Annotated in this window: 15 protein-coding genes and 2 pseudogenes; 8 read left to right on the plus strand and 9 right to left on the minus strand. The window is 71.1% G+C overall.

What is annotated here, in order from left to right:
• Positions 1-92: 92 nt before the first annotated feature.
• Both ACFHWU_RS26615 and ACFHWU_RS26620 read left to right on the plus strand, forming a co-directional pair.
• Positions 93-788 carry a hypothetical protein gene (locus ACFHWU_RS26615; protein ID WP_416556871.1) on the plus strand — a complete coding sequence of 232 codons (696 nt, stop codon included), beginning with the start codon at positions 93-95 and terminating at the stop codon, positions 786-788.
• Between the two features lie 115 nt (positions 789-903).
• Complete coding sequence (locus ACFHWU_RS26620) at positions 904-2049, plus strand: hypothetical protein (protein WP_416556870.1); 1146 nt, start codon at positions 904-906, stop codon at positions 2047-2049.
• Positions 2050-2067: 18 nt separating this feature from the next.
• On the opposite strand, the gene ACFHWU_RS26625 is transcribed toward ACFHWU_RS26620, so the two are convergent.
• From ACFHWU_RS26625 to ACFHWU_RS26635, 3 genes are read right to left on the minus strand one after another with little or no spacing between them, the layout of a single operon-like run.
• On the minus strand, positions 2068-3159 hold the full coding sequence (locus ACFHWU_RS26625) for a glycosyltransferase (protein ID WP_416591966.1): 1092 nt from the start codon (positions 3157-3159) through the stop codon (positions 2068-2070).
• Positions 3160-3204: 45 nt separating this feature from the next.
• Positions 3205-4647, minus strand: coding sequence for a sugar transferase (locus ACFHWU_RS26630; RefSeq protein WP_416556868.1), 1443 nt, complete (start codon positions 4645-4647; stop codon positions 3205-3207).
• A gap of 56 nt (positions 4648-4703) precedes the next feature.
• Positions 4704-5810, minus strand: coding sequence for an LCP family protein (locus ACFHWU_RS26635; protein ID WP_416591967.1), 1107 nt, complete (start codon positions 5808-5810; stop codon positions 4704-4706).
• Between the two features lie 276 nt (positions 5811-6086).
• Between ACFHWU_RS26635 and ACFHWU_RS26640 the strand changes: the two genes are divergently transcribed.
• The 3 genes from ACFHWU_RS26640 to ACFHWU_RS26650 all read left to right on the plus strand — a co-directional run bounded on the left by ACFHWU_RS26640 (position 6087) and on the right by ACFHWU_RS26650 (position 9365).
• The gene (locus ACFHWU_RS26640; protein ID WP_416569335.1) at positions 6087-6728 is read left to right on the plus strand and encodes a hypothetical protein; all 642 of its coding nucleotides are present in this window, start codon (positions 6087-6089) and stop codon (positions 6726-6728) included.
• A gap of 41 nt (positions 6729-6769) precedes the next feature.
• Complete coding sequence (locus tag ACFHWU_RS26645; protein ID WP_416591968.1) at positions 6770-8173, plus strand: hypothetical protein; 1404 nt, start codon at positions 6770-6772, stop codon at positions 8171-8173.
• Positions 8174-8567: 394 nt separating this feature from the next.
• The gene (locus ACFHWU_RS26650) at positions 8568-9365 is read left to right on the plus strand and encodes a siderophore-interacting protein (protein WP_416591969.1); all 798 of its coding nucleotides are present in this window, start codon (positions 8568-8570) and stop codon (positions 9363-9365) included.
• Between the two features lie 66 nt (positions 9366-9431).
• On the opposite strand, the gene ACFHWU_RS26655 is transcribed toward ACFHWU_RS26650, so the two are convergent.
• Together ACFHWU_RS26655 and ACFHWU_RS26660 are read right to left on the minus strand one after the other, a co-directional pair.
• Complete coding sequence (locus ACFHWU_RS26655; RefSeq protein ID WP_416591970.1) at positions 9432-11891, minus strand: hypothetical protein; 2460 nt, start codon at positions 11889-11891, stop codon at positions 9432-9434.
• A gap of 299 nt (positions 11892-12190) precedes the next feature.
• A complete protein-coding gene (locus tag ACFHWU_RS26660; protein WP_416556862.1) occupies positions 12191-12640 on the minus strand; it encodes a hypothetical protein in 450 nt (149 codons plus the stop codon).
• 484 nt (positions 12641-13124) lie between these two features.
• Between ACFHWU_RS26660 and ACFHWU_RS26665 the strand changes: the two genes are divergently transcribed.
• Positions 13125-14819 (plus strand): S8 family serine peptidase, encoded by a 1695-nt coding sequence (locus ACFHWU_RS26665; RefSeq protein ID WP_416591971.1) that lies wholly within the window; start codon positions 13125-13127, stop codon positions 14817-14819.
• A gap of 164 nt (positions 14820-14983) precedes the next feature.
• Here the strand turns inward: ACFHWU_RS26665 and ACFHWU_RS26670 are convergent.
• The 3 genes and pseudogenes from ACFHWU_RS26670 to ACFHWU_RS26680 all read right to left on the minus strand — a co-directional run bounded on the left by ACFHWU_RS26670 (position 14984) and on the right by ACFHWU_RS26680 (position 16049).
• Positions 14984-15220 (minus strand): annotated as a pseudogene (locus ACFHWU_RS26670) (response regulator transcription factor).
• On the minus strand, positions 15166-15726 hold the full coding sequence (locus tag ACFHWU_RS26675; RefSeq protein WP_416591972.1) for a response regulator: 561 nt from the start codon (positions 15724-15726) through the stop codon (positions 15166-15168). Before ACFHWU_RS26675 ends, ACFHWU_RS26670 begins: the two are co-directional and overlap by 55 nt.
• Positions 15723-16049 (minus strand): sensor histidine kinase, encoded by a 327-nt coding sequence (locus tag ACFHWU_RS26680; RefSeq protein WP_416556860.1) that lies wholly within the window; start codon positions 16047-16049, stop codon positions 15723-15725. The genes ACFHWU_RS26675 and ACFHWU_RS26680 overlap by 4 nt, the downstream gene beginning before the upstream one ends.
• Before the next feature lie 81 nt (positions 16050-16130).
• Here ACFHWU_RS26680 and ACFHWU_RS26685 point away from each other — a divergent pair, with 81 nt between their 5' ends.
• Both ACFHWU_RS26685 and ACFHWU_RS26690 read left to right on the plus strand, forming a co-directional pair.
• Positions 16131-16874: a hypothetical protein gene (locus ACFHWU_RS26685; protein WP_416591973.1), complete on the plus strand. Its 744-nt coding sequence runs from the start codon at positions 16131-16133 to the stop codon at positions 16872-16874.
• A gap of 332 nt (positions 16875-17206) precedes the next feature.
• Entirely contained in the window at positions 17207-18514 is a 1308-nt protein-coding gene (locus ACFHWU_RS26690; RefSeq protein ID WP_416591974.1) for a cytochrome P450, read from the plus strand.
• A 318-nt stretch (positions 18515-18832) separates the two neighbouring features.
• Here the strand turns inward: ACFHWU_RS26690 and ACFHWU_RS26695 are convergent.
• Positions 18833-19923, minus strand: a pseudogene (locus ACFHWU_RS26695) (PHB depolymerase family esterase).
• Positions 19924-20337: the final 414 nt, after the last annotated feature.

Below are 20337 nucleotides of genomic sequence, written 5' to 3' on the forward strand. Positions count from 1 at the left end.
TGCGTTCATCCCGTTCGACGAGCGGCTGGCGGTCATCGACGACGTCATCAAGCCCGCGTACCAGTCCCTCGTCGAGGACGAGGAGGTCGACCGTGTCGGTTGACGCCCAGCCCCGCCGGTGCGGCGGTGCGTCCGCTGGCCGGTGGGGCGCCATCCCGCACCGCAGGTTGCTCGACGCGGTCGCCGCAGCGGTTCCGGCCGACCGGCTGCCCAGAGTGGAGACCGCCACCGTGACCCATCTGCTGCGGCCGGTGCCGTGGCAGCGGCGCTCCGGGCTGGTCAGTTTGGTCAGCACCGCCTACCCGGCGCTCGCCCACCGGGTGGCCACCGTGATCGACGGCGAGTTCCCCGGAGTACGGATCGCCACCACCGCCCGGATGAGCGGACGCGACGACCGGGACCGGTTCGACGTACTCGTCCCCAGCGGTCGGGCCGACGAGGTGCTCGGCTGGCTCGCGCGGCTGTGGCAGACGGCAGCTGAGCAGGTCGGACCGCACGCCCGGCCGGGTCTGCGCACGCCGGCCGCCCGGACGATGTGGCGGGCGGCGCTGCTGGTCGCCAACGGCTCCCGCCGCCGCAGCCAGGTCCGGGTCCGGGTGCCGGATCCGGCTGCGTTGACCGCGCTGACCCAGGCGGGTGACGCGCTCGGCCTGGCCGTGCACCAGCATGTACGGCGGGGCAACTCCTACTTCGTCACGGTGGATGACCCGGCCCAGTCGGTCCAGTTGCTCCGGATCGTCGGCGCCGGTCCGCACGCCGAGGCATGGGTACGCGACGCCGCCGCCTGACCGGTCGACGGTGCGGACAGGTTCGCGAGGCCCCAGCCGTGTCTCTAACCCAGAGCAGCAATGCGGTCACTCTCAGTCGCTATGATCCCGGCAGGACACAGGGGCGGGAGGTCGAATGCAACCGGTAGATCCGTACCGGCTCGTCGAGATGCTGGGATCGTGTCCGGCGGGCAGCGTCTGGTCGGCTGTGGAACCCCACGGCGAGCAGATCACCGTGGCGATCCTCGACGCCGATGTGGCCGCCGATGAACGGTGGCGGGAAGCGTTCTCCTCGGCCGCCGAGGCGCTGGCCGACCCGGCGGCGGGAGCGCCGGCCTTCCGATACGCGAACTTCACCGCCCGGATCCCCTGGGTCGCCTGCGCTGCTGCCGGGCCCGGTGAAGGGGCGGAGCGGATCTTCCTCGCCCTCGGCCAGGAGTACCAACCGGCCGGACCGCAGGGCGCGGTCGGCCCGGCAGCCGAGCGACCACCGGCCCTGGCCCACCAGCCGGCGTACCCTCCGGTGCCCCGGTTCGCCCCGGCCGAACCACCGCGCCGACGCGTTCCGGGCCCGCTGCTGGCCGGGGCGGCGGTCGTGGCGGTCCTGCTGGCCGGTGCCGCCGTGATCTGGTGGCCGGAGCGGTCCGCCGAGAACCCACCACGGTCCGGAGCGAGCGCGACGCCGGGCCGGGCGGTCGACACCCCGCCGAGCGGCCCTCCGCAGGATGGCATCCCGCCGCTGGCCCCCGCGCACCAGCCCGGTTTGGAGCCACCGGTGGAGAGCTCCTGGCGGGCCGACTGGCCCCGGTTCACCCCGGAGGACACGGTCCGCACCTACACCGACCTGGCCGACGTGGGTCTGATCCTCAAGGTGCCGTGGAGCTGGGACTGCTCCCCCGTCCCCGACGACCTGGCCCCGCAGACCCGCCGCCTGCGGTGCAGCGGCACGTTCGGCGAGCAGCAGCAGGAGGTCGGTGGCGAGGTCGTGGTCCGGCCCTGTCCACAGCGGTGCACCCCGGACCGGCAGGCGAGGATGCGCCAGGCCGAGGAGGCGTGGAGTCAGCGGTGGCTGCAGGCAGGCATCGCGACCGCGTACGCCGAAATCAGCACGCTGCGGGTCGGCGGTGAGCGGCGGCACGGTCTGGTGATGGTCGCCTACTGGCGCGGCGGGCAGGACGGGTCGATCGACCGGCAGCTGGTGCTGCGGCTGACCGGCCCGGCCGACGGGGCCAGCCCACTGCGCATGATCGCGAACTATCTCCGCAGCTCGCTGCTGCTGTAGCCGGCTGGCGGCGTGCCGTCAGCCACACTCGGCTTCGATCCAGTCGGCGAGTTTCGCGGCGAACTCGGCCGCGGCGAACGACTTGGCGTGTGCCTGGATGCCGGCGGCGTCGAGCTGGTCGAGCCGACGCAGCAGCGGGACGTAGTCGTCGGCCCGGGTCGAGTCGACGAGGTGTCCGGTCGCACCGTCGACGACGGTTTCCAGCAGCCCACCACGACGCAGCCCGAGGACCGGCGTACCGCAGGCCTGGGCCTCGACCGGGATGATGCCGAAGTCCTCGTGCACCGGGAAGAGCAGCGCCCGGGCCCCCCGGTAGAGCTGCCGCAGCCGGGCCCGGTCCGGACGTACCTCGAAGGTCACCTCGGCGCCGACCCGGTCGGCGTGCCGACGCAGACTGGCCTCCTGGGGCCCGGAGCCGGCAATGACCACCGGCATCCGGGCGGCCGCGGCGATCGAGATGATCAGATCGAAGTTCTTGTACGGGATCCAGCGCCCCACCCCGAGCAGGTAGTCGCGTTGCGCGACGGGTTCGTCCGGCTGGGCGGTGGCGAAGTAGTCGACGTCGACTGGCGGATGGATGACCACCGCGTCGCGGTGCCAGAACCGCCGGATCCTGTCCCGCACCTCACGGGAGTTCGCGGCGTAGCTGGCCACGTGCCGGCTGAGCCGCACGTCCACCGTCTGCAGGGCCCGCCGGGGCAGGGCGAGCAGCCGGCCGGAGCCGCGGCCGTCGTAGGCGGGGCTCCACACGTAGCGGGCCGGCGAGTGGACGTAGCTCAGATGCCGGGTCCGCCCCGGCGCACCGAGCCGTACGGTATGCGCGAAGGCGTGGCTGGACGACAGGACCACGTCGAAGTGCTCCCGGCTGAGGGTTCGCCACACCAGCGGCATCAGCGGCAGGGCGAGGGTCTTGCTGCGGCGCAGCGGTGTCCGGGCCAGCCAGGATTCCCGCAGGCCCCGGTCGGTCACCCCGGGGTCGGACCACAACACGAACCGTTGGGCGTGCGGGACGAGGTCGGCGATCCGCCGGAACACCTGCTCTGACCCGCCGGTGTCGCCGAACCACTCATGGACGAGTGCGACCGAACGGCCGGCAAGCGGTGTCGTCAACTCCGTGAACTCCCCTCGTCTGCGTCGGTGTGCCGGTCGGCTGGATCAGCGCCCGCGGCCACGGAGCACCTCGGCGACGGTACGCAGCAGCACCTTGATGTCCAGCCACAGCGACCAGTGCTCGATGTAGAAGTTGTCGAACCGGGCCCGGTCGGAGATTGGCGTGTCCCCCCGCAGACCACTGACCTGGGCCAGCCCGGTGAGTCCCACCGGTACCCGGTGGCGCATCGCGTAGCCGGGCAGCTCGGCGGAGAACTTCGCCACGAAGTACGGGCGTTCCGGCCGGGGACCGACCACGGTCATGTCGCCGCGCAGGATGTTCCACAGTTGTGGCAGCTCGTCGAGCGACGTACGTCGCATGAACCGACCGATCAGGCTGACTCGGCGGTCGTGGGCGATCGACCAGGTGGTCCGGGCCTCCTGGTCGGTCTCCGGACGCATCGACCGGAACTTGATCACGTCGAAGGTCCTACCGTGCTGGCCGATACGCTCCTGCCGGAAGAAGATCCCTCGGCCGCCATCGATGAAGGTGGCCAGCGCGCACAGGCCGAGCACCGGGCTGAGCAGGACCAGCGCCACCGAGGCGAGTGCCACGTCGGAGGCCCGTTTCACCATCCAGCGCGGCCCGGACAGGGCGATGTGCCGTACGTGGACCAGCGGGATCGCGCCGATGTGGTCGGGTTGCCGCCCGTACGATCCCGACCCCCACAGTCTGGCCACCGCCCAGAGGTCCTGGCTGGCGCACTCGGGTCGGCGCAGCAGATCCATCAGTCCGGCTTCGGGGCAGTCCGGATCGGCGATGATGAGCACGTCGCACTCGACCATGTCGATCAGCCGGCCGAGGTCGTCGAAGGTCCCGACCAGCGGCAACGACGCACCCTCGGTCTGCCGGGCGGCCGAGTCCACGCAGCCGGCGAACCGCAGGCCGTAGCTGGGGTAGCGGCGCATCAGCCGGGCCAGCTCGGCCGCGACCGGCCCGCTGCCCAGGATCAGGGCGTTGTGTTCGACCCAGCGGCGGCGGCGGGCGAAGACCACCACCGCCCGGGTGATCGAGCGTCCGATGATCAGCAGTACGGCCGAAACGGCGATCCCCCGCATCAGGTCGGCCACATACTCCACCGAGTCGTGCCGCAGCCCGGCGATGATCGCGACGGTGCCGGACGCGGTGAGCAGGCGTCCACACAGGGTCGGCAGTTCGTCGAGGAAGCTGACATGGCGTCTGGCCCGGTAGAGCCCGCTGAACGCGAAGACGGCGATGGTCAACGCCGCCATGAACAGGGTGCCCCGCCAGTACCGGTCGGAGATCAGCAGCGGAGCGAGCAACGCGGCGAGGTCCACCGGGGCGGCGATCATCCAGGCCCGTAGCGGCCGGGTGCGGCTCGACGCCCGTGAACCGGCGTACGGCAGGACCGCGGTGGCGCCAGCCGACGGGTCCGGCCCCACGTCCGGCCGTGGCCGGGGCACCAGCGGCAGCAACGGCGCTTCCACGACTTGGCCATGCCTTCCCGGTTCGGTGGAGCGGGGCTGGTGGTCGGTGCCGGAGGTCACTGCGCCGCGGCGAGGATCTCGTCGACCGCGTCGCGACGGACCGCGTCGTAGAAGGAGTCGGCCGCCTCGGTGTCGGCGAACACCACGCTCTCGTCACCGACCCGCCCGGTGCCTTCGGTCGGGCTGGTGACGAAGGTGAGGTCGTCGCCGCGCAGGTGTCGCAGGTCCATTCCGAAGTCGAGCAGGGACAACGTCTCGTCGACCGCCGCCGCGTCGGCCGTGGCCCGGATGAACGAGTTCAGCGTGGCCGGGCTGGACAGCACCCCACCGGAGGCTGCCTTCTCGAGGATGGCCTTGATGACCTGCTGCTGGTGGCGGATCCGGGCGAAGTCGCCATCGGCGAAGGCGTACCGCTCGCGGGCGTAGTCGAGGGCCGCCGCGCCGTCCATCGTCTGCGGGCCGGCGGCGAACGACCGTCGGTTGTCAGGGTTGAGGGAATGGTTGGAGGTGAACGCCTCCTCGACGTCGATCTCGACCCCGCCGAGCGCGTCGACGATCTCCCGGAATCCGGCGAAGTCCACCAGGGCGACGTTGTCCACCCGTACTCCGGTGAACTCCTCGACGGTCTGCACCATCAGCGGGATACCACCCCAGGCATACGCGGCGTTGATCTTCGCTTCCCGTCCGCCGTATGTTCCTTCCTGGTTTTCCGGCACGAAGACCCAGGTGTCCCGGGGAATGGAGATCAGCTGGGCGCTCTGCCGGTCGGCCGCGATGTGCGCCAGGATGATCGTGTCACTGCGGGAGCCCGACGTGCTGTGCGGGTCCCGGGTATCGCTGCCGAGGATGAGGATGTTCGTGGCGGTGGTCACCTTCTCCGGCCGGAACTCCTCCGGCACGTCCACGAACGCCTCCACCCGCTCGATCCCGGACTCGATCGACCGCAGGTAGAGCCCACCGGCGAGCAGCCCACCGCCGACGAGCAGCGCCAGGACCACGAGCACCGACAGAACGATCCGCAACCTGCGGCGACGGCGACGCGGTGGCTCGGTGGCGGGGTCCACTGCCGACCCGGGATCCTGCGTCCCCGGCCGCACCCCGTCGGTCACCCCGCCCGACTCCTGGGTAGCCGTCTGGTCCACGAGCTGTTGTCGACGTGACATGTCAGTGATAGTACTGACGGAGGTTTCCGGATGATGTCCGCCCGGGACAGTGGAAGATCCACTTTAATCATCCACGCCGGTCTTATCCGCTTTCACCTTCCTACCGGCCCCGCTCATGACAACGGTTCATCGTCCTGCCCTGGCCGTGGCCCTGACGGATTCCCGTCAGAACCGCCGGGCATTCTGCCCTAATCGTCCGGTCCGTAAGCCAGCGGGTGGCCTGCCTGACCGACACTGGATGGACCGTCCGCTCAACTGCAGGATCGGAGTGCCGAGGTGACCTTGGAGGCCGGTGCTGACCGGGCACGTGACCGGCTCGTCTCCCGGGGCGTGGCCGAGTTGCTGGCCCTCGTCGGCCGGCTGCTGCGCCGGCCCCGGCGCGGCGAGGACGACCTGCCGGTCGTCGTGGCGGTTGGCGCCGCCGGGTCCGAGGTGCACGCCGGGGTGCTGCGCCGGCTGCGCCGGCCGGCCCGCCGCCGGGTGCCGCACGTCGACGTCGACGCCGCCGAGTTCCCCGACGGAGCCGGGATCCGCCCGCTGCTCGACGCGGTGTACCACCAGCTCGCCCTCGACGCGTTCGGCGGTGAGCCGTTCACCTTCCGCCACTATCCGCTGGCCCGCTGGCTGATGGACCAGCGGCTGGCCGACGTCGAGGTCACCGAACGCCGGGCCCGGCTCACCCAGATGCTGCGTGCCTGGCGCCGCCGGCCCGCCACCGAGAACCTCAGCGGCGCCTCGGACGCCGAGACCATGTTCGCCACCGCGTACCGGTTACTGCTCTGGCTGGTCCTGCAGGCGGTCCCGGACGTGGTCTTCCGGGCCTGGCCCTGCTCGCCGGTGGGCTGTTCTGGGCCGGCGGGCGGTGGGGTCCCGGTTGTCTGCCGCACCCGGGGCAGGGCGAGATCTCGCTGCGACTGATCGACGGGGAGTGCATCGGCTACAGCGACAATCTGGCATACGTGTTCAACCACGACCCGGGCCAGGACGCGCTGCGCGGGGTACAGGACCGCATCTTCCGGCAGAACGAGGAGGTCATGCAGGTCTGGCGGAGCAGCCAGCGCCGACGCCCGCTGATGACGCTGGTCTATCTGGGCATCATGACCGGCCAGCGGACCGGTCCCCGGGAGGTCTCCTACGTCTCCGAACGCGAAGAGCTGGAAGGGATGGCGGTTGCCCAGTACGCCCGGATGAAGGCGTCGGCGAGCACCGACGGCCAGGCGCTGCTGCGCATCGTGGTGGCCAACGGTGGCAAGCAGATGCGACACGCGGAGCGGACGGTGGAACTGCTGGCCGGGCTGGCCCGCCGGGATCCGACGGTGGTCGGCGTGGTCGGCCTGGTGGAGAGCCGCACCACCACGGCACGGGCGCTGCGGCGACTCAACGAGGTGGGGCTGCCGGCGGTCGCACCGACGCTGTCCGCCGACGGGCTGCACCGCAACTCGCGGCTGTACCTGCAGATGGTCCCGCCCAACGCCGACCAGGCCGAGCTGGTGTCGGCGTACGCCACCCGGGTGCTCGACCTGTCCGAGGCGCACCTCTACTACACCACCGGCGACAACAGCCCACTCGCCGACGACCTGTACGTCAACACGCTGGTCACCGGCCTGACCGACCGGCTCGGTGAGCAGGCCACCGCGCGGCCGTTCCGGGTGGGCGACTCGCTCGGTCACGAATGCGGCTACCCCGGTTTACTCTTCTTCGCCGGCCGGTACTCGGAGTTCGACGAGTTCCTGGAGGCGCTGCGGGGCTGCCGGAACGATCCCCCGCTGCACCTGGTGGCCGACGACTCGGTCAACCGGTACCTGGCCAATCACCAGCTGCGGGCGAATGCACCGGGCAACCTGCCGGTGACGTACGTGTCGAAGGCCGCGTTGGCGATGTGCACCAGGCTGGTGGCCGACGCGGTCGCCGACGAGTCACGCCGCCGGTTCCTCGACCTGATCCGCCGCGACGACCTGCTCGGCGAGCGGCGGTGCGTGGACGGCTCCGGTCCGCCGGTCGGCGAACGGGTGGCGCTGGCCTACGACGCGACGATGATGCTGATCGCGGCGGTGGAGCAGCTCGCGGCCCGGCTGAACGTCGGCTCCCGGCCGTGGGACGCGCGGGCGGTCAGCCCGGTCGCGGTCTTCACCGAGGTACTGCGCCAGAATGCCGCGGCGGCGTACCCGGGGGTGACCGGGCCGACCCGGTTCTCGGCCGACACCGGCGAGCCGGTGGAGAAGCGACTGTCGCTGATGTACGTGGCCAGCGTGCCGCAGGTCGACCGGGAACCCACAGAGGTCTTCTACTGTGGCCGGGCACAGCCGGAGGACCCGCCCGGCTGCCATCCGGCCCCGGCGACCCCGACCGGCGACACCGGCTGACCGCCCACCGGGCGACCGATGGAACCTTCCGGACCGCCGGGGAGTCGGGCACTGCATGGGAAAATCCCCGCCGAACGCCGACGGCACAGGAGGCGATCGTCCGCGCCCTGCTCGCCCCGCACCGCTTCGCCGAGCTGGACAACCCGGAGGCGTGTCGCGGCGCCGGTTGACCGCCGAGGAGGTCGCCGAGCTCACCCAGTGACCGGACGCGCTTCGGCGTGGCGCGGGCCGTTGCTGCCGGACCCGGTACCGCGAGGGGTCGGCCTTCCGGACACCGGCACGACCAACTAAGGTTAGGCAAGCCTGCCCTTATCGATCCGGGAGTCCGTGGCCACACCAGCCGCACCGGCCGCTGTCGCTCGGCCGGGCGCGCTCCCGCGCGACCTTACGGAGAATGATGAGCTTCAAGGACGCCAAGAAGCACACCACGCTGTGTGTGGTGAACGTCGTCGGCACCGAACGGATCAGTCCCAACTTCATCCGGGTCACCCTCGGCGGCGACCAGTTGCAGCGCCTTCCCGACCACGGCTTCGACCACTGGTTCCGGCTATACCTGCCACAGGAGCACGGCGAGACCACCTTCGACCTGCCCAACCGGGCCGACACCATCGGCTACCTGAAGTACCTGCGGATCCCGTCGGCGACCCGGCCGCACCTGCGCAACTACACTGTCCGCGCGTTCCGGCCGCAGGCCCGCGAACTCGACATCGACTTCGTCGTGCACGGCGACGAGGGAGTCGCCAGCCGCTGGGTGCAACGCACCAAGGCCGGTGACACCGTAGCCCTGCTCGACCAGGGCTGCGGCTACGAGACCGCCCCCGACACCACGTTCCATCTGCTGGCCGGCGACGAGACCGCGCTGGCGGCGATCGTCGGCATCCTGCGGGACCTGCCGCGCGACGCCACCGGCCTGGCCGTGGTCGAGATCCCCGACCCCGCCGACGCCCAGCAGGTCGACGCGCCCGCCGGGTTCGAGGTGCGCTGGCTGCCCCGCCCGGCCGGAACCCGGCCGGGCAGCCTCGCGCTCGCCGCGGTGCAGGCCTGGACGACCGACAGTCCGACCACGGTGTCCGCCTACTTCGCCGGCGAGCAGGCCCTGCCCGCCGGGGCCCGCCGTCATCTGGTGGACATCGGTGTCCCGAAGCGCCGGATCAGCTTCACCGGCTACTGGCGACTCGGTAAGACGCACTGAACCGGCGCTGCGCCGGCGCGACGACGAGGCCACCCGCAGTGCCCGCAAAGGTTGGTCGCCCAGGCTTCACCGGTCCGCCCAGACCGTGACGTCGACCACCATCCGGGGTCGGGGCGGAGTCGGCGGTTCGACGACCTGGACCAGCGCGGTACGCCGCTCGTCGGTCAGCACGCACAGCTGGTCGCCGCGACGGATCTCGCTGTGCCGGATCGTGGCCACCAACCGGCCTGGTCGCTGCTGAAACGTGCGACACGTTTGGTAGCCGCCCGGCCGGCCAGCCCGAACGAGCGCGAACGAGGGTGTGTCCGACGCGCTGCGGATCCGGTGGTACTCGACGATGAGGTCGGCCAAGCCACCATCGCGGACCGGGCCGACCAGCCGCTCGGTGCTGCCACGGCCAGGCTCGCCGGTGTCGGCGTCGATCTTGTCGCGATAGTTGGTGAACACGTCCGTCGTCGCTCGCAGGACGCAGCCGGTGCGGTGCAGCACGACCGGCACGGGGGCTTCGACCGGCCGGTGGGCGGCCACCGCGTCACACGCGACGGTGGGTGTGGTCCGGCTCGGACCGCCGGTGGCTCCGACCGCGCCCGCGGTCACCACCAGGGCACAGCCGGCCGTCATGGCCACCCACCATCGACGGCGCCCGTCACGGCGTACGGGCTCGGGGTGCTGGTTCTCCCAGCGGTGGGCCAGACGCTCCCGCAGCAACCGGTGCCGAAACTCGTACACACCGCCTACCCGACGGAGTCCCTTGTGCCGTGACTCGTACGCCTGATCGAGGAAACGTATCAGTTGCCACGGCAGCGGGCTGCGCGCAGCCAGCCAGATACGCGCGATCGTGAAGTGCAGCCAGGCCGCTCGGGCACCCCGCACGATCGCCGCACCTACGCCGAACGTGAAGGCCGTGGCCAGTACGGGCGGATTGTCGGCGGGTCTGACCACGAGCTTGAGCACGAGCCCGGCGAGCACGCCGGTCACGATCGCGCTGAACGCCATGCTCACCAGCGCGGCCCTGCGGTCGTTGCGCAGCACCCCGGACGGCCGGTCCCCCTGCGTCGTGTCCGTCATGACCTGGCCCTGCATCAGCAGCATGACCGCGCCGGCCGGCACCGCGATCAGGTAGCCGGCCGGCGCCATGTGCCTGGCCGGGTCGCGGCCGAACAACACCATCAGAATCGCCACGAACAGTGTGGCTCCGGCGGCCCCGAACGCCGCGCCCCTTGTCGACTCCTCGATCAGGATCCGCGGCCGCGAGCCGAGCCGCCAGGTAAAGGTGACCGGAGCCGGTGACCGCCGCGCGGCCTGCCACCCGGCGATGCCAGTCAGCAGGGCGACGACCACCGCGAAGGCGATTCCGACCGGCACTACGTCCATCGCGGCCCACAACCCGACCCTGCCGGCCATGTCCGGGCCCAAGGTCGTGACCACGTCCGTCCACCGGCCAAGGGCTGCTCCGGCGATCACGGTGAGCACCGTGCAGACCCCGCCGAGACCACCCAGGACGGCTCCCGTCAGATGTGGTGGCAGCTCCGCCGGCAGCCTCCACCACGCGAGCTCGCTGGTCCCGCTGCGCCGCAGCCGCGCGGCGAGGAACGCCAGAGGTGCCCAGTGCCGCCGCGCCCAGTCCGGGTCGCGCCGATCGGGATCGCCGGCATCGATGAAGGTGTCGATCAGCCGGCTCTGGACGCTCGTCCGGTCAGGGAACCGGCTCGCGTCCAGCAGGCCGCCGGGACCGGCGTCCCGGGCACCGTACCCGATGCCGGCCAGCCAGAGCATGATCGGCGTCGCCATCGCCTCGGCCAGTGGTCCGTCCGGCGAGCGGTCGAGACGGGCGAACACCTCGTCCCACTTGGCCTGATGGTGATCGGGTGTCACCTGGCGCAGGTAGGCCGTGGCCTGCTCCGGCGGCACCGGCTGCAGTTCGAGCACGGCCGCACCGTCGAGCGGGACGCGGTACCAGTGTTCGTACACTCCATTGACAGCGGACGTGTACTCGTCGCTGCGGCAGTTCACGATGATCGGATGCGGGCTGTCGCCGATCATCGTGACCGCCCGCGCGGAAGAACCCGCCCACGCGTCGAACTCGTCGAGAATCGGGAGCACTCGGCCGTCGCGTACCAACGTCAGCGCGTGGCGCAGGGCGCGCCGTCGCGGTCCACCGAAGGCCCACCCGTACCGGCTGACCAGCTGCCGGGCCAGCCACTGGTCGAACGGCCCTGGCTGCGGCACCCGCCGTCGCGAGCTGGGTGGACGGTAGGTTAGGAGATCACCTGGGTCGCTGGCGCCCAGCGGGAACAACACCGGGATCGGCCGGTTCGGCTGGGTCGTCCCAGGCTGGGACGACCCACGCCGGGACAGCAACTCGTGGGCGAGCGCCACCGACACAGCGGTCTTGCCGGCGCCTTCCGCCCCGAGCAGGACGAGACGCCGCCTGGGTAGCCGCTCGAAGGCGTCGGCGAGGTCGGCGAGCGATTCGCTGGAGAATCCGGTCGACCAGCGCATGGCGACGTCATCACTGCCGTACACAACTCGGTCATTGTGCGCCAGGCCGGACCGCGACGGTTTGCGCAACGAAATCCGAGCCTGCGGGCCGACCTGTCTCATCTCCTCATCCAACTGGTCGTGCACCTGCCTGGCCAGTCGTTCGGCGACGATGGAAGTTCCACGACTGCCCCGGTCGCGGTAGCCAAAAGGCCCAAACAAGCTGAAGAAGATGCCGCTCACGGCGATCGATCGGTCGCCGATGGCCGCTGCCGGCCCCGTTCCAGCAGCGGTGACTGTGTCGCCCGTCTGTCGCGTGTGCCAGATCACCCGTACCACCCGAGTCAGCTGAGATGGACCCCGCTTGTCGCGATGCTGCCGTCGCCGAAGGCCTCTGCGTCGCCGGTGTTCGAAACGTCCACCCTCGGCGGCACCGCGTGGGCCGGTGCGCTCAGACCGCTGACCGCCGCCCCGCCTGCGGTGGCCGTTGCCGCACCGGTGGCGGTGACCCGCATCTCCGCCGGCACCGCGGCTGCAGGACCTGCCGGACCAGGGGATTGGTGGACACGACCGGCCGCTTCTTCTCCCCGCTCGCCGATGTCGGGCAGTCGCCGGCCGGGAGCCGGCTCCAGCGCCGACCTGTCGGACCGGGCCGGCAGCGCACCGATCAGAGCTGCTCCCGCCAGTGCGGACAGGACGACGGCCGCCTGCTCCGCTTGGTCCCACCACAGTGTGACCAGTCCGGCACCGACCACCAGCGCGATCCGGACCACCATTACCGACCAACGACGCACCAGGATAACCCGACCAACTTTGAACATACGCAATCACTCCCGCATCTCGACTGTGCAGGTCCGTGCGGCACGGCAGATAACTGGCCACCGGGCCCCGATTGCCGAATCAGACGGGGAGCATAGTCAACCGACTCACCACTTCTCACGTCGACCCGGACAACATCAAGCCGCCAGGAAATATCTATCAGGGCGGATGGCGCATGCTCTTCCGAACACCACCTTGGCCACCCGGAGTCGATCACGATCTACACCACCGACGAGTACGTCTCGGGTTAGGACAATAAGTTCGTCTGAGCCACTGTCGACCATCGAGGCATGGCGGCGCTCATCCCACAAAGTGTCCAGCGAGGATTCCACGAACCACTTCGGCCGAACTGGCGGTCCGACTCGAGATCAACCGGCGGTACAGTACCCCCCGAGACCGCGAAGAGTCGCCGTCCAACTTCAGTGTGAAACCAGCACACTCCACGAGAGGAACGATGTGGTGAGCAAACGCTTCACCGCCGGCGCCGTCGCGACCGCGACCGCGCTGGCCCTGCTGGGCGCCGTACCGGCCGGACCGGCCGCCGCCGCCCCCGGCGCCTCGGGCGACGTCGCCGAGTACACGGTGGTCGCCGAGGCCGGCACCGGCACCGCCGAGGCGAGAGCGGCCATCGAGGCCGCCGGCGGCACCGTCACCGGCAGCACCACCGACGTGGGCATGTACCAGGTCGTCACCGACGACGCCGGATTCGCCGCCAAGGTCGCCGCCGCTCCCGCGCTGCTCGGCGCGGCGGAGAAGCGGGCCATCGGGTACGCGCCACGCCAGCGCTTCGACGCGGTGGAGCAGGAGCACCGCATCGCCGGCGCGGCATCCGCCGGGGCGGCCGGGCGGCGCGGCACCCGGATGGACCCGCTGGACGACAAGCTGTGGGGCCTGCCGATGATGCGGGCGGACAAGTCACGCCGGGTCGAGCCGGGCGACCGGCGGGTCACCGTCGGCATCCTGGACACCGGCGTCGACGGGCAGCACCCGGACATCCGGCCCAACTTCAGCTACTCGCTGTCGCGCAACTTCGCCCCCGACATCCCAGACATCGACGGCCCCTGCGAGGCCGAGTCCTGCCTGGACCCGGTCGACCGGGACGACAGCGGCCACGGCACCCACGTCGCCGGGACCATCGGCGCCGCCGCGAACCGCTTCGGCCTGTCCGGCGTCGCCCCCAACGTTACGCTGGTGGCGCTCAAGGGCGGCCAGGACTCCGGCTACTTCTTCCTCGACTCGGTGGTCAACGCCCTGGTCTACGCCGGTGACGCCGGCATCGACGTGGTCAACATGTCGTTCTACATCGACCCGTGGCTGTACAACTGCCTGGACAACCCGGCCGACTCCGCCGAGGAGCAGGCGTCGCAGCGGGCCACCATCGAGGCGGTCAACCGGGCACTGCGGTACGCGCACAAGCGGGGCGTCACCCTGGTCGGCTCGCTCGGCAACAACCACGAGGACCTGGGCGACCCCCGCCCGGACTCGTCCAGCCCCAACTACGGCGGCACCCCCCGGCTGCGCACCATCGACAACGACACCTGCTGGGACCTGCCGGTCGAAGGCGCGCACGTGATCGGTGTGTCGGCGCTCGGCCCGTCAAAGGCCAAGGCGGACTACTCCAACTACGGCACCGAGGAAATCTCGGTCGCCGCGCCCGGCGGCTGGTTCCGCGACGGCTACGGCACGCCGACCCACCGGACCTACGACAACACCATCCTGTCGTCGTACCCGCTGCACGTGCTGCAGGAGGAGGGTGTGGTCGACGCCGACGGCAACATCGTGCCGGACGCCGAGTCGTACGTGTTCAAGGAATGCACGTCGGCCGGGGTGTGCGGATACTACACCTACCTGCAGGGCACCTCGATGGCGTCACCGCACGTCTCCGGGGTGGCGGCGCTGATCGTCAGCCGGTACGGCAAGCGCGACGGACGCCGGGGCGGGCTGACCCTGGACCCGGACAAGGTGGAACGGCACCTGTACCGGACCGCCGCCGACACGGCCTGCCCCGAGCCGCGCCTCGTGTCCTACGCCGACGAGGGCCGGTCCCCCGAATGGGATGCCTACTGCGACGGCGGCACCAGCTTCAACGGCTTCTACGGCCACGGCATCGTCGACGCCTTCGCCGCGGTCACCCGGCCGCTGCATCACCACTGAGGACGTCCGGTCCGGACGGCCGGGGTGGGATGATCACGCCCACTCCGGCCGCCGGCCACAACCGGTTCCGCAGCGCCACCGGTCGACGTCGCGTGACATCGCCGAATCCATCCGGCCCTTCTCGTCATACCAGCGGAATCGTCAGGCCCAAGGACTCGTCAGGCTCAAGGACTCGTCAGAAGCCGCCGACCTTCCTCGGGGCCGCAGTCATCGTTTATGATGGGCACAGGTCGCGAATGGACCAGGTTGCTCTCGTACGCCGCGATCACCAGCTGTGCCCGGTCCCGGGCGGCCAGCTTGGCCAGCAGGTTGCCGATGTGAGTCTTGACGGTCTTTACCTAAATGGTCAGTACCTGCGCGATGTCGTCATTGGACGACCCCTCGGCGACCTGGACCAGCACCTGCTTTTCCCGGTCGGTGAGCCGTCGAGGGTGGGCGTCCGACGCCCGGCGCGCCGGTCGGCACGGTCCACGTAGTGCTCCAGAATCCGGGCCAGGACGCTGGGAGCGAACGACGACTCCCCCGCGTGGATCCGCCGGACGGCGTCGAGCAGCCGGTCCGGATGGGTGTCCTTGAGCAGGAATCCGCTCGCGCCGGCACGCAACGCTCCGTACACGTACTCGTCGAGCTCGAACATGGTGAGCACCACCACCCGCACGACGCGCAGCGTGCCGTCGCCGGTGATCGCGCGAGTGGCGGCGATGCCGTCCCCGCCGGGCATCCGGACGTCCATCAGGACGACGTCCGGGCGCAGCTGCCGTGTGAGGGTCACCGCGTCCGCGCCGGTGGCGGCCGCACCGACCACCACCAGGTCGTCGACGCTGTCGATCACGATGGCGAGGCTGTGCCGCAGCAACGGTTGATCGTCGGCGACCAGGACCCGCACCGGCCGGCGCGCCGGCGTCACCCCGCCGCCCCAGGCTCGGGTAGCCGCGCCACCAGGTGGAACCCGGAACCGACCGGACCGGCGTGCAGCGACCCGCCGAGGGCGTCCGCCCGCTCGCGTAGCCCGGTCAGCCCGTGGCCGGCACCGGGCTGCGGGCACCACCCGGCAACGGGTCCGCCGTCACGGACGCTGGCGACCACCGCGTCCCCGTCGCGGTGCACCCTGACCCGGACGTCGGTCGGCCCGGCGTGCCGGGCGGTCTTGCCGAGTCCTTCCCGGACCACCGCACACACCGCCAGCTGCACCCCGGGCGAGACTGTGCCCAGCTCTGCCAGGTCGAGCACGGCGGGCAGCCCACCATCCCGGGCCGCGTCGACGATCCCCGGCAGGTCGCCCAGCGACGGGGTACTCCATCGGCGCGACGTGTGACCGGCGGTTTCGGCGACGTCGTCGCGGCCGAGCTGGTCAAGCTGCGGACGCTGCCGGGTGTCGTCGCCACGGTCGGCGGGACGGCCGGCACGGCGGTCGCCGTCGTCGCCACCACGGTCGCCACGGCCCAGTCGACCGGCGAGGGCGGGCCGGCGGATGTCGACGCCGTGGCCCTGATCTGCCGGGCGGTTCCCATCCTGCAGGCGGGCCCGATCATCATCGGGGTCCTCGGCGGCGCGGCCGAGTACGCCGGCGGCCTGCTGCGGACCGCCCTGGTCGCCTGCCCGGATCGGCGGGCAGTGCTCGCCGGTCGGGCGGCGGCGCACCTGTTTGTCGCCGCGCTCACCGCCACGGCGGTGCTGGGCGCCGGCCTGACGACCGGTTGGATCGCCGGTGCCGAGCGGCCGGTCGGGTGGGCTGCTGTGCAGACGTCGGTCGGCGCGGCCGGCTATCTGGTCCTGGTCGGGCTGCTCGGCCACGCCGTCGCGGTCGCGCTGCGCGGAGTCCTACCAGGGTTGGCCGTGACGCTCGGGCTGGTGTTCGTGGTCTGCCCGGTGCTGGCCGGGTTCACCGGCGTCGCCGGTGTCCTGCCGGAGCGGGCCGGTCGGCTGCTGGCCGGAGTATCGGACGCTGCTGCGGTCGCCGTGCCGGAACTGGTGACCGGGCTGATCGTCCTGCTCGGCTGGATCGGGGTCGTTGGCACGGTGGCGGCGACGGTCTCCCTTCGACGCGACGTCTGAGGCCGCACCGAACCTGACCACGCCTGGCCTCGCCGACGACGGTTCCGGCATCCCGCCGGCACCATCCGAGCAGGCGCAACAAAGCTGTTCCGCTGCGATGGCGTTGTGTGCGGCATCCTCAGGTGACACGATCAGGAAGAGCATTCACCTAATCCGATCGAGGAGGTGGACATGCGGATGTTGCGGCACCTGGCAGCCCGACTGGTGGGCAGGAGACGGATCAGCGGCCGGTACGAGTGGTGGTACTACCACCAGGCGTAGACAGCCCGTCGGACACCGGGAAGAAGGCAGGACCTCGGTAGCGGGGTCCTGCACTCGGTTAGGAGTCGCAGATGGCACCGTTGAAGCAGGGCGACCGGCCACCGGGGCCGCGCGGGCACTGGCTCACCGGCAACACCCCGGCCTACGAGGCCGACCGGATCGGCTTCATCGAGCGCAATCACCGCGAGTACGGCGACGTGTTCACCTTCGACGACCGCACCGTGTTCGTGATCGACCCGGAGCTGGCCCACGACGTGCTCACCCGGCCGGGCAACGCGTTCCTGCCCGAACTGGCCCCGTTCGACGCCCGGCCCGATCTCGACCGGGCCGCCGAGCGGGCCGAGGCCTGGATGCCGGCCCGGCGGGCCGCGTGGGCCGGTCTCGACCGGCAGGCCAGCACCGCCTTCGACGGGCGTACCGTCGAGATCCTCGACGCGGCCCTCGACGCGGCCGCCGGCCGGGAAACCGACGTGCTGGCGATGATGCGACGGTACGCCGCCGCGACGATCGCCGATTATTGCTTTGGCGTGGACGCCACAGGGTTCCCGGAGCTGCTCGCCGAGGGCGTCGCCGCCACCGCGCCGTTCGAGACCGCGAAGTACGGGTTCGCGGCCTGGCTGCCGGTGCGCCGCAACCGTCGGTTCTTCCGCGCGCACCGCGCGTTCACCGACGCCCTGCTGTCGGTGGTGCGACGCCGTCGGGCCGGCACGTCCAGCAAGGCCGGCACGTCCACACCGGACCTGCTGGACGTGCTGCTGGCCGCCCGGCCGGCCATGCCGGACCGGGCGGTCGTGTCGACGCTGCGCCCGGTCCTGCTCGGCGGACACGGCGTGCCGGCCGCCGCGCTGACCTCGCTGGTCTGGGAACTCGCCGGCCGACCGGAGCTTGTCGCCGCGCTGCGGGCGGAGGCGGGCGGGCCGGCCGGGTCCGGCGACCCGCCGCCGGCGGCCCGGCTACCGCTGGCCGAGGCCGTGGTCAACGAGGCGCTGCGGCTGTATCCGCCGGCGTGGCTGATGACGCGGACCGCCCGTACGACCACCGGGTTGGGTCCGTGGACGCTGCGACCCGGCGACGAGGTGCTGATCGGCGCCTACCTGATCCACCGGGATCCACGGTGGTGGCAGCGGCCCGACGAGTTCGACCCCGGCCGGTGGGCCGCCGGTCGGCCGGCACCGGGGGCGGCGTTCCTGCCCTTCGGCGCCGGGCCCCGGGTCTGCATCGGTACGGCGTTGACCATGCGCCAGCTCACCCTCACCGTCTCCCGGCTGGCCCAGCGCGGTTCGGTGGAGTCGTCGAACACCGCCGCCATCCGGCTGCGGTTCGCCGGCCGGCTCGCACCGGCCGGCCTGCTGGCCCGTTTTGTCGACGGAAAGTCGTGATCACATTCCGTTGCATAAAGGCAACCGGTGTGCAATGGTCATAAGAATCACTCACCTCGATCGAGCGAGGAGGTAGCCATGCGGACACTGCGCCACCTGGCCGCCCGACTGGCCGGCAGGAAGCGGGTCAGCGGCCGGTACATGTACTGGCCCTACCACTACGAGTAGACCGAACCCGCCGGACGTCGAGGTCGACGTCGACGACTACTGCGGGACAGAGTCCCCGGGCATCACCGTTCGGTGGTGCCCGGGGACTCTCCCTGTCCGCCGGTCCGGACCGGTGTTCCAGCCTGTCCGGACCGGCGTTGGAGCCGCTGGTCAGCTGACCGTGCAGGCGGCACCGTTGAGGGTGAACGAGCTCGGCGCCCCGGCGTTGCCGGTGTGGGTGGCCTGGAAGCCGATGTCCACCGAGCCGTTGACCGGGATACTGGCGTCGTAGGACATGTTGCGGGCCGTCACCTGCCCCGAACTCGGTGAGTAGCTGGCGTTCCAGCCCCGGTGATGGTCTGCCCACCGGGCAGGGTGAAGAACAGCGACCAGCCGTTGACGGCGCTGGAACCGGTGTTGGTGATCCGAAAGTTCCCGGTCAGCCCGTTGTTCCAGGCGGTGATGGTGGCCGCGACCCGGCAGGCACCGGCGGGTGGCGGAGCCGTCGTCGGTGGCGGTGCGGTCGTCGGCGGTGGGGTCGAGGTCAACCCGAAGAACTCGATGGCAACGGCGGCCATGCCGCCGCTCGGCAGGCTGTGGCCGGCGCCCTGGATGCTGTACGCCTCGACCTGGACGATGCCGGAGCTGTCAGCGAAATGGCGGCGGTCACCCCACTGCTGCGGTGTTCGGTTCATGTTGCCGCCGGTGCACTGACTGCTCCACGGCGGATAGTCCGCCGCGTTGGCGAAACAGTTGTACGGAACTCCCATGAAGGCCGACCCGGCCTTGAACACGTCCGGGTAGACGGCCAGCATGTGATTGGTCATCATGCCGCCGGACGAACTGCCGGTGGCGTACACCCGGTTGGGGTCGCCACCGTACTGCTGCTGGGCGTACTGGACCATCGACATGATCGACACCGGGTCGCTGCCGCCGCCCCGCCGCTTCGCCGCCTCGGACCAGACGTCGAAGCAGTTGCCGAAGCCGGCCTGCTGGGTGGCGGTCGGGTAGATCACGATGAAGCCGTACCGGTCGGACAGTGAGGCGAACTCACTGCCGGAGTAGAAGCCGGGCCCGGATCCGCCGCAGCCGTGCATCGCCACGACGATCGCCGGGTTCGCCGGACGGCCGTCCGGCACGTAGACGTGCATCTGCATCCCGCCCGGGTTGTTACCGAAGTTGGTCACCTGGACCAACGACGCCGCGTACGCCGGCCGGAGCGCCGGGACGACCAGGCCGGCGGCGACCAGCGACATCGCCATGCCGAGCAGCAGTTTCGTCTGACTCTCATGCACCTGACTCCTTCCTGTCGTGCGCTGTCCCCTGTCGTGTGCCGGCCGGCGGGACGTCCGGCCCTGCCCCGCCCGGCCTTCGCACGGCAACGTGTGGCACTTGGTGTTCCCGCCGGACAGACAAGTGAATCGATACAGCTCGATCGCAATTTCGGGTCGTTGCCAGGAACCCGCTTCGCCGGTGACGCGGCCCCCGACGACGTGCGGGCCCACACCACCGGCGATCTGTTGGCAGGAGTCCAGCCAGCCGGCCCCGGCCCCGGCTACAACCCGGGCCCCGGTTTCAGCCCTGCCCCAGGCCTAGGAACGGACCTCGGCCTGGGCCCAATGCCACGTAGCTTAAGTTGATCTTGGTGGTGGCTGGACCCGGTAGATGTGGATGGT

Source organism: Micromonospora sp. LOL_015 (assembly GCF_048060275.1).
GTDB lineage: Bacteria > Actinomycetota > Actinomycetes > Mycobacteriales > Micromonosporaceae > Micromonospora_E.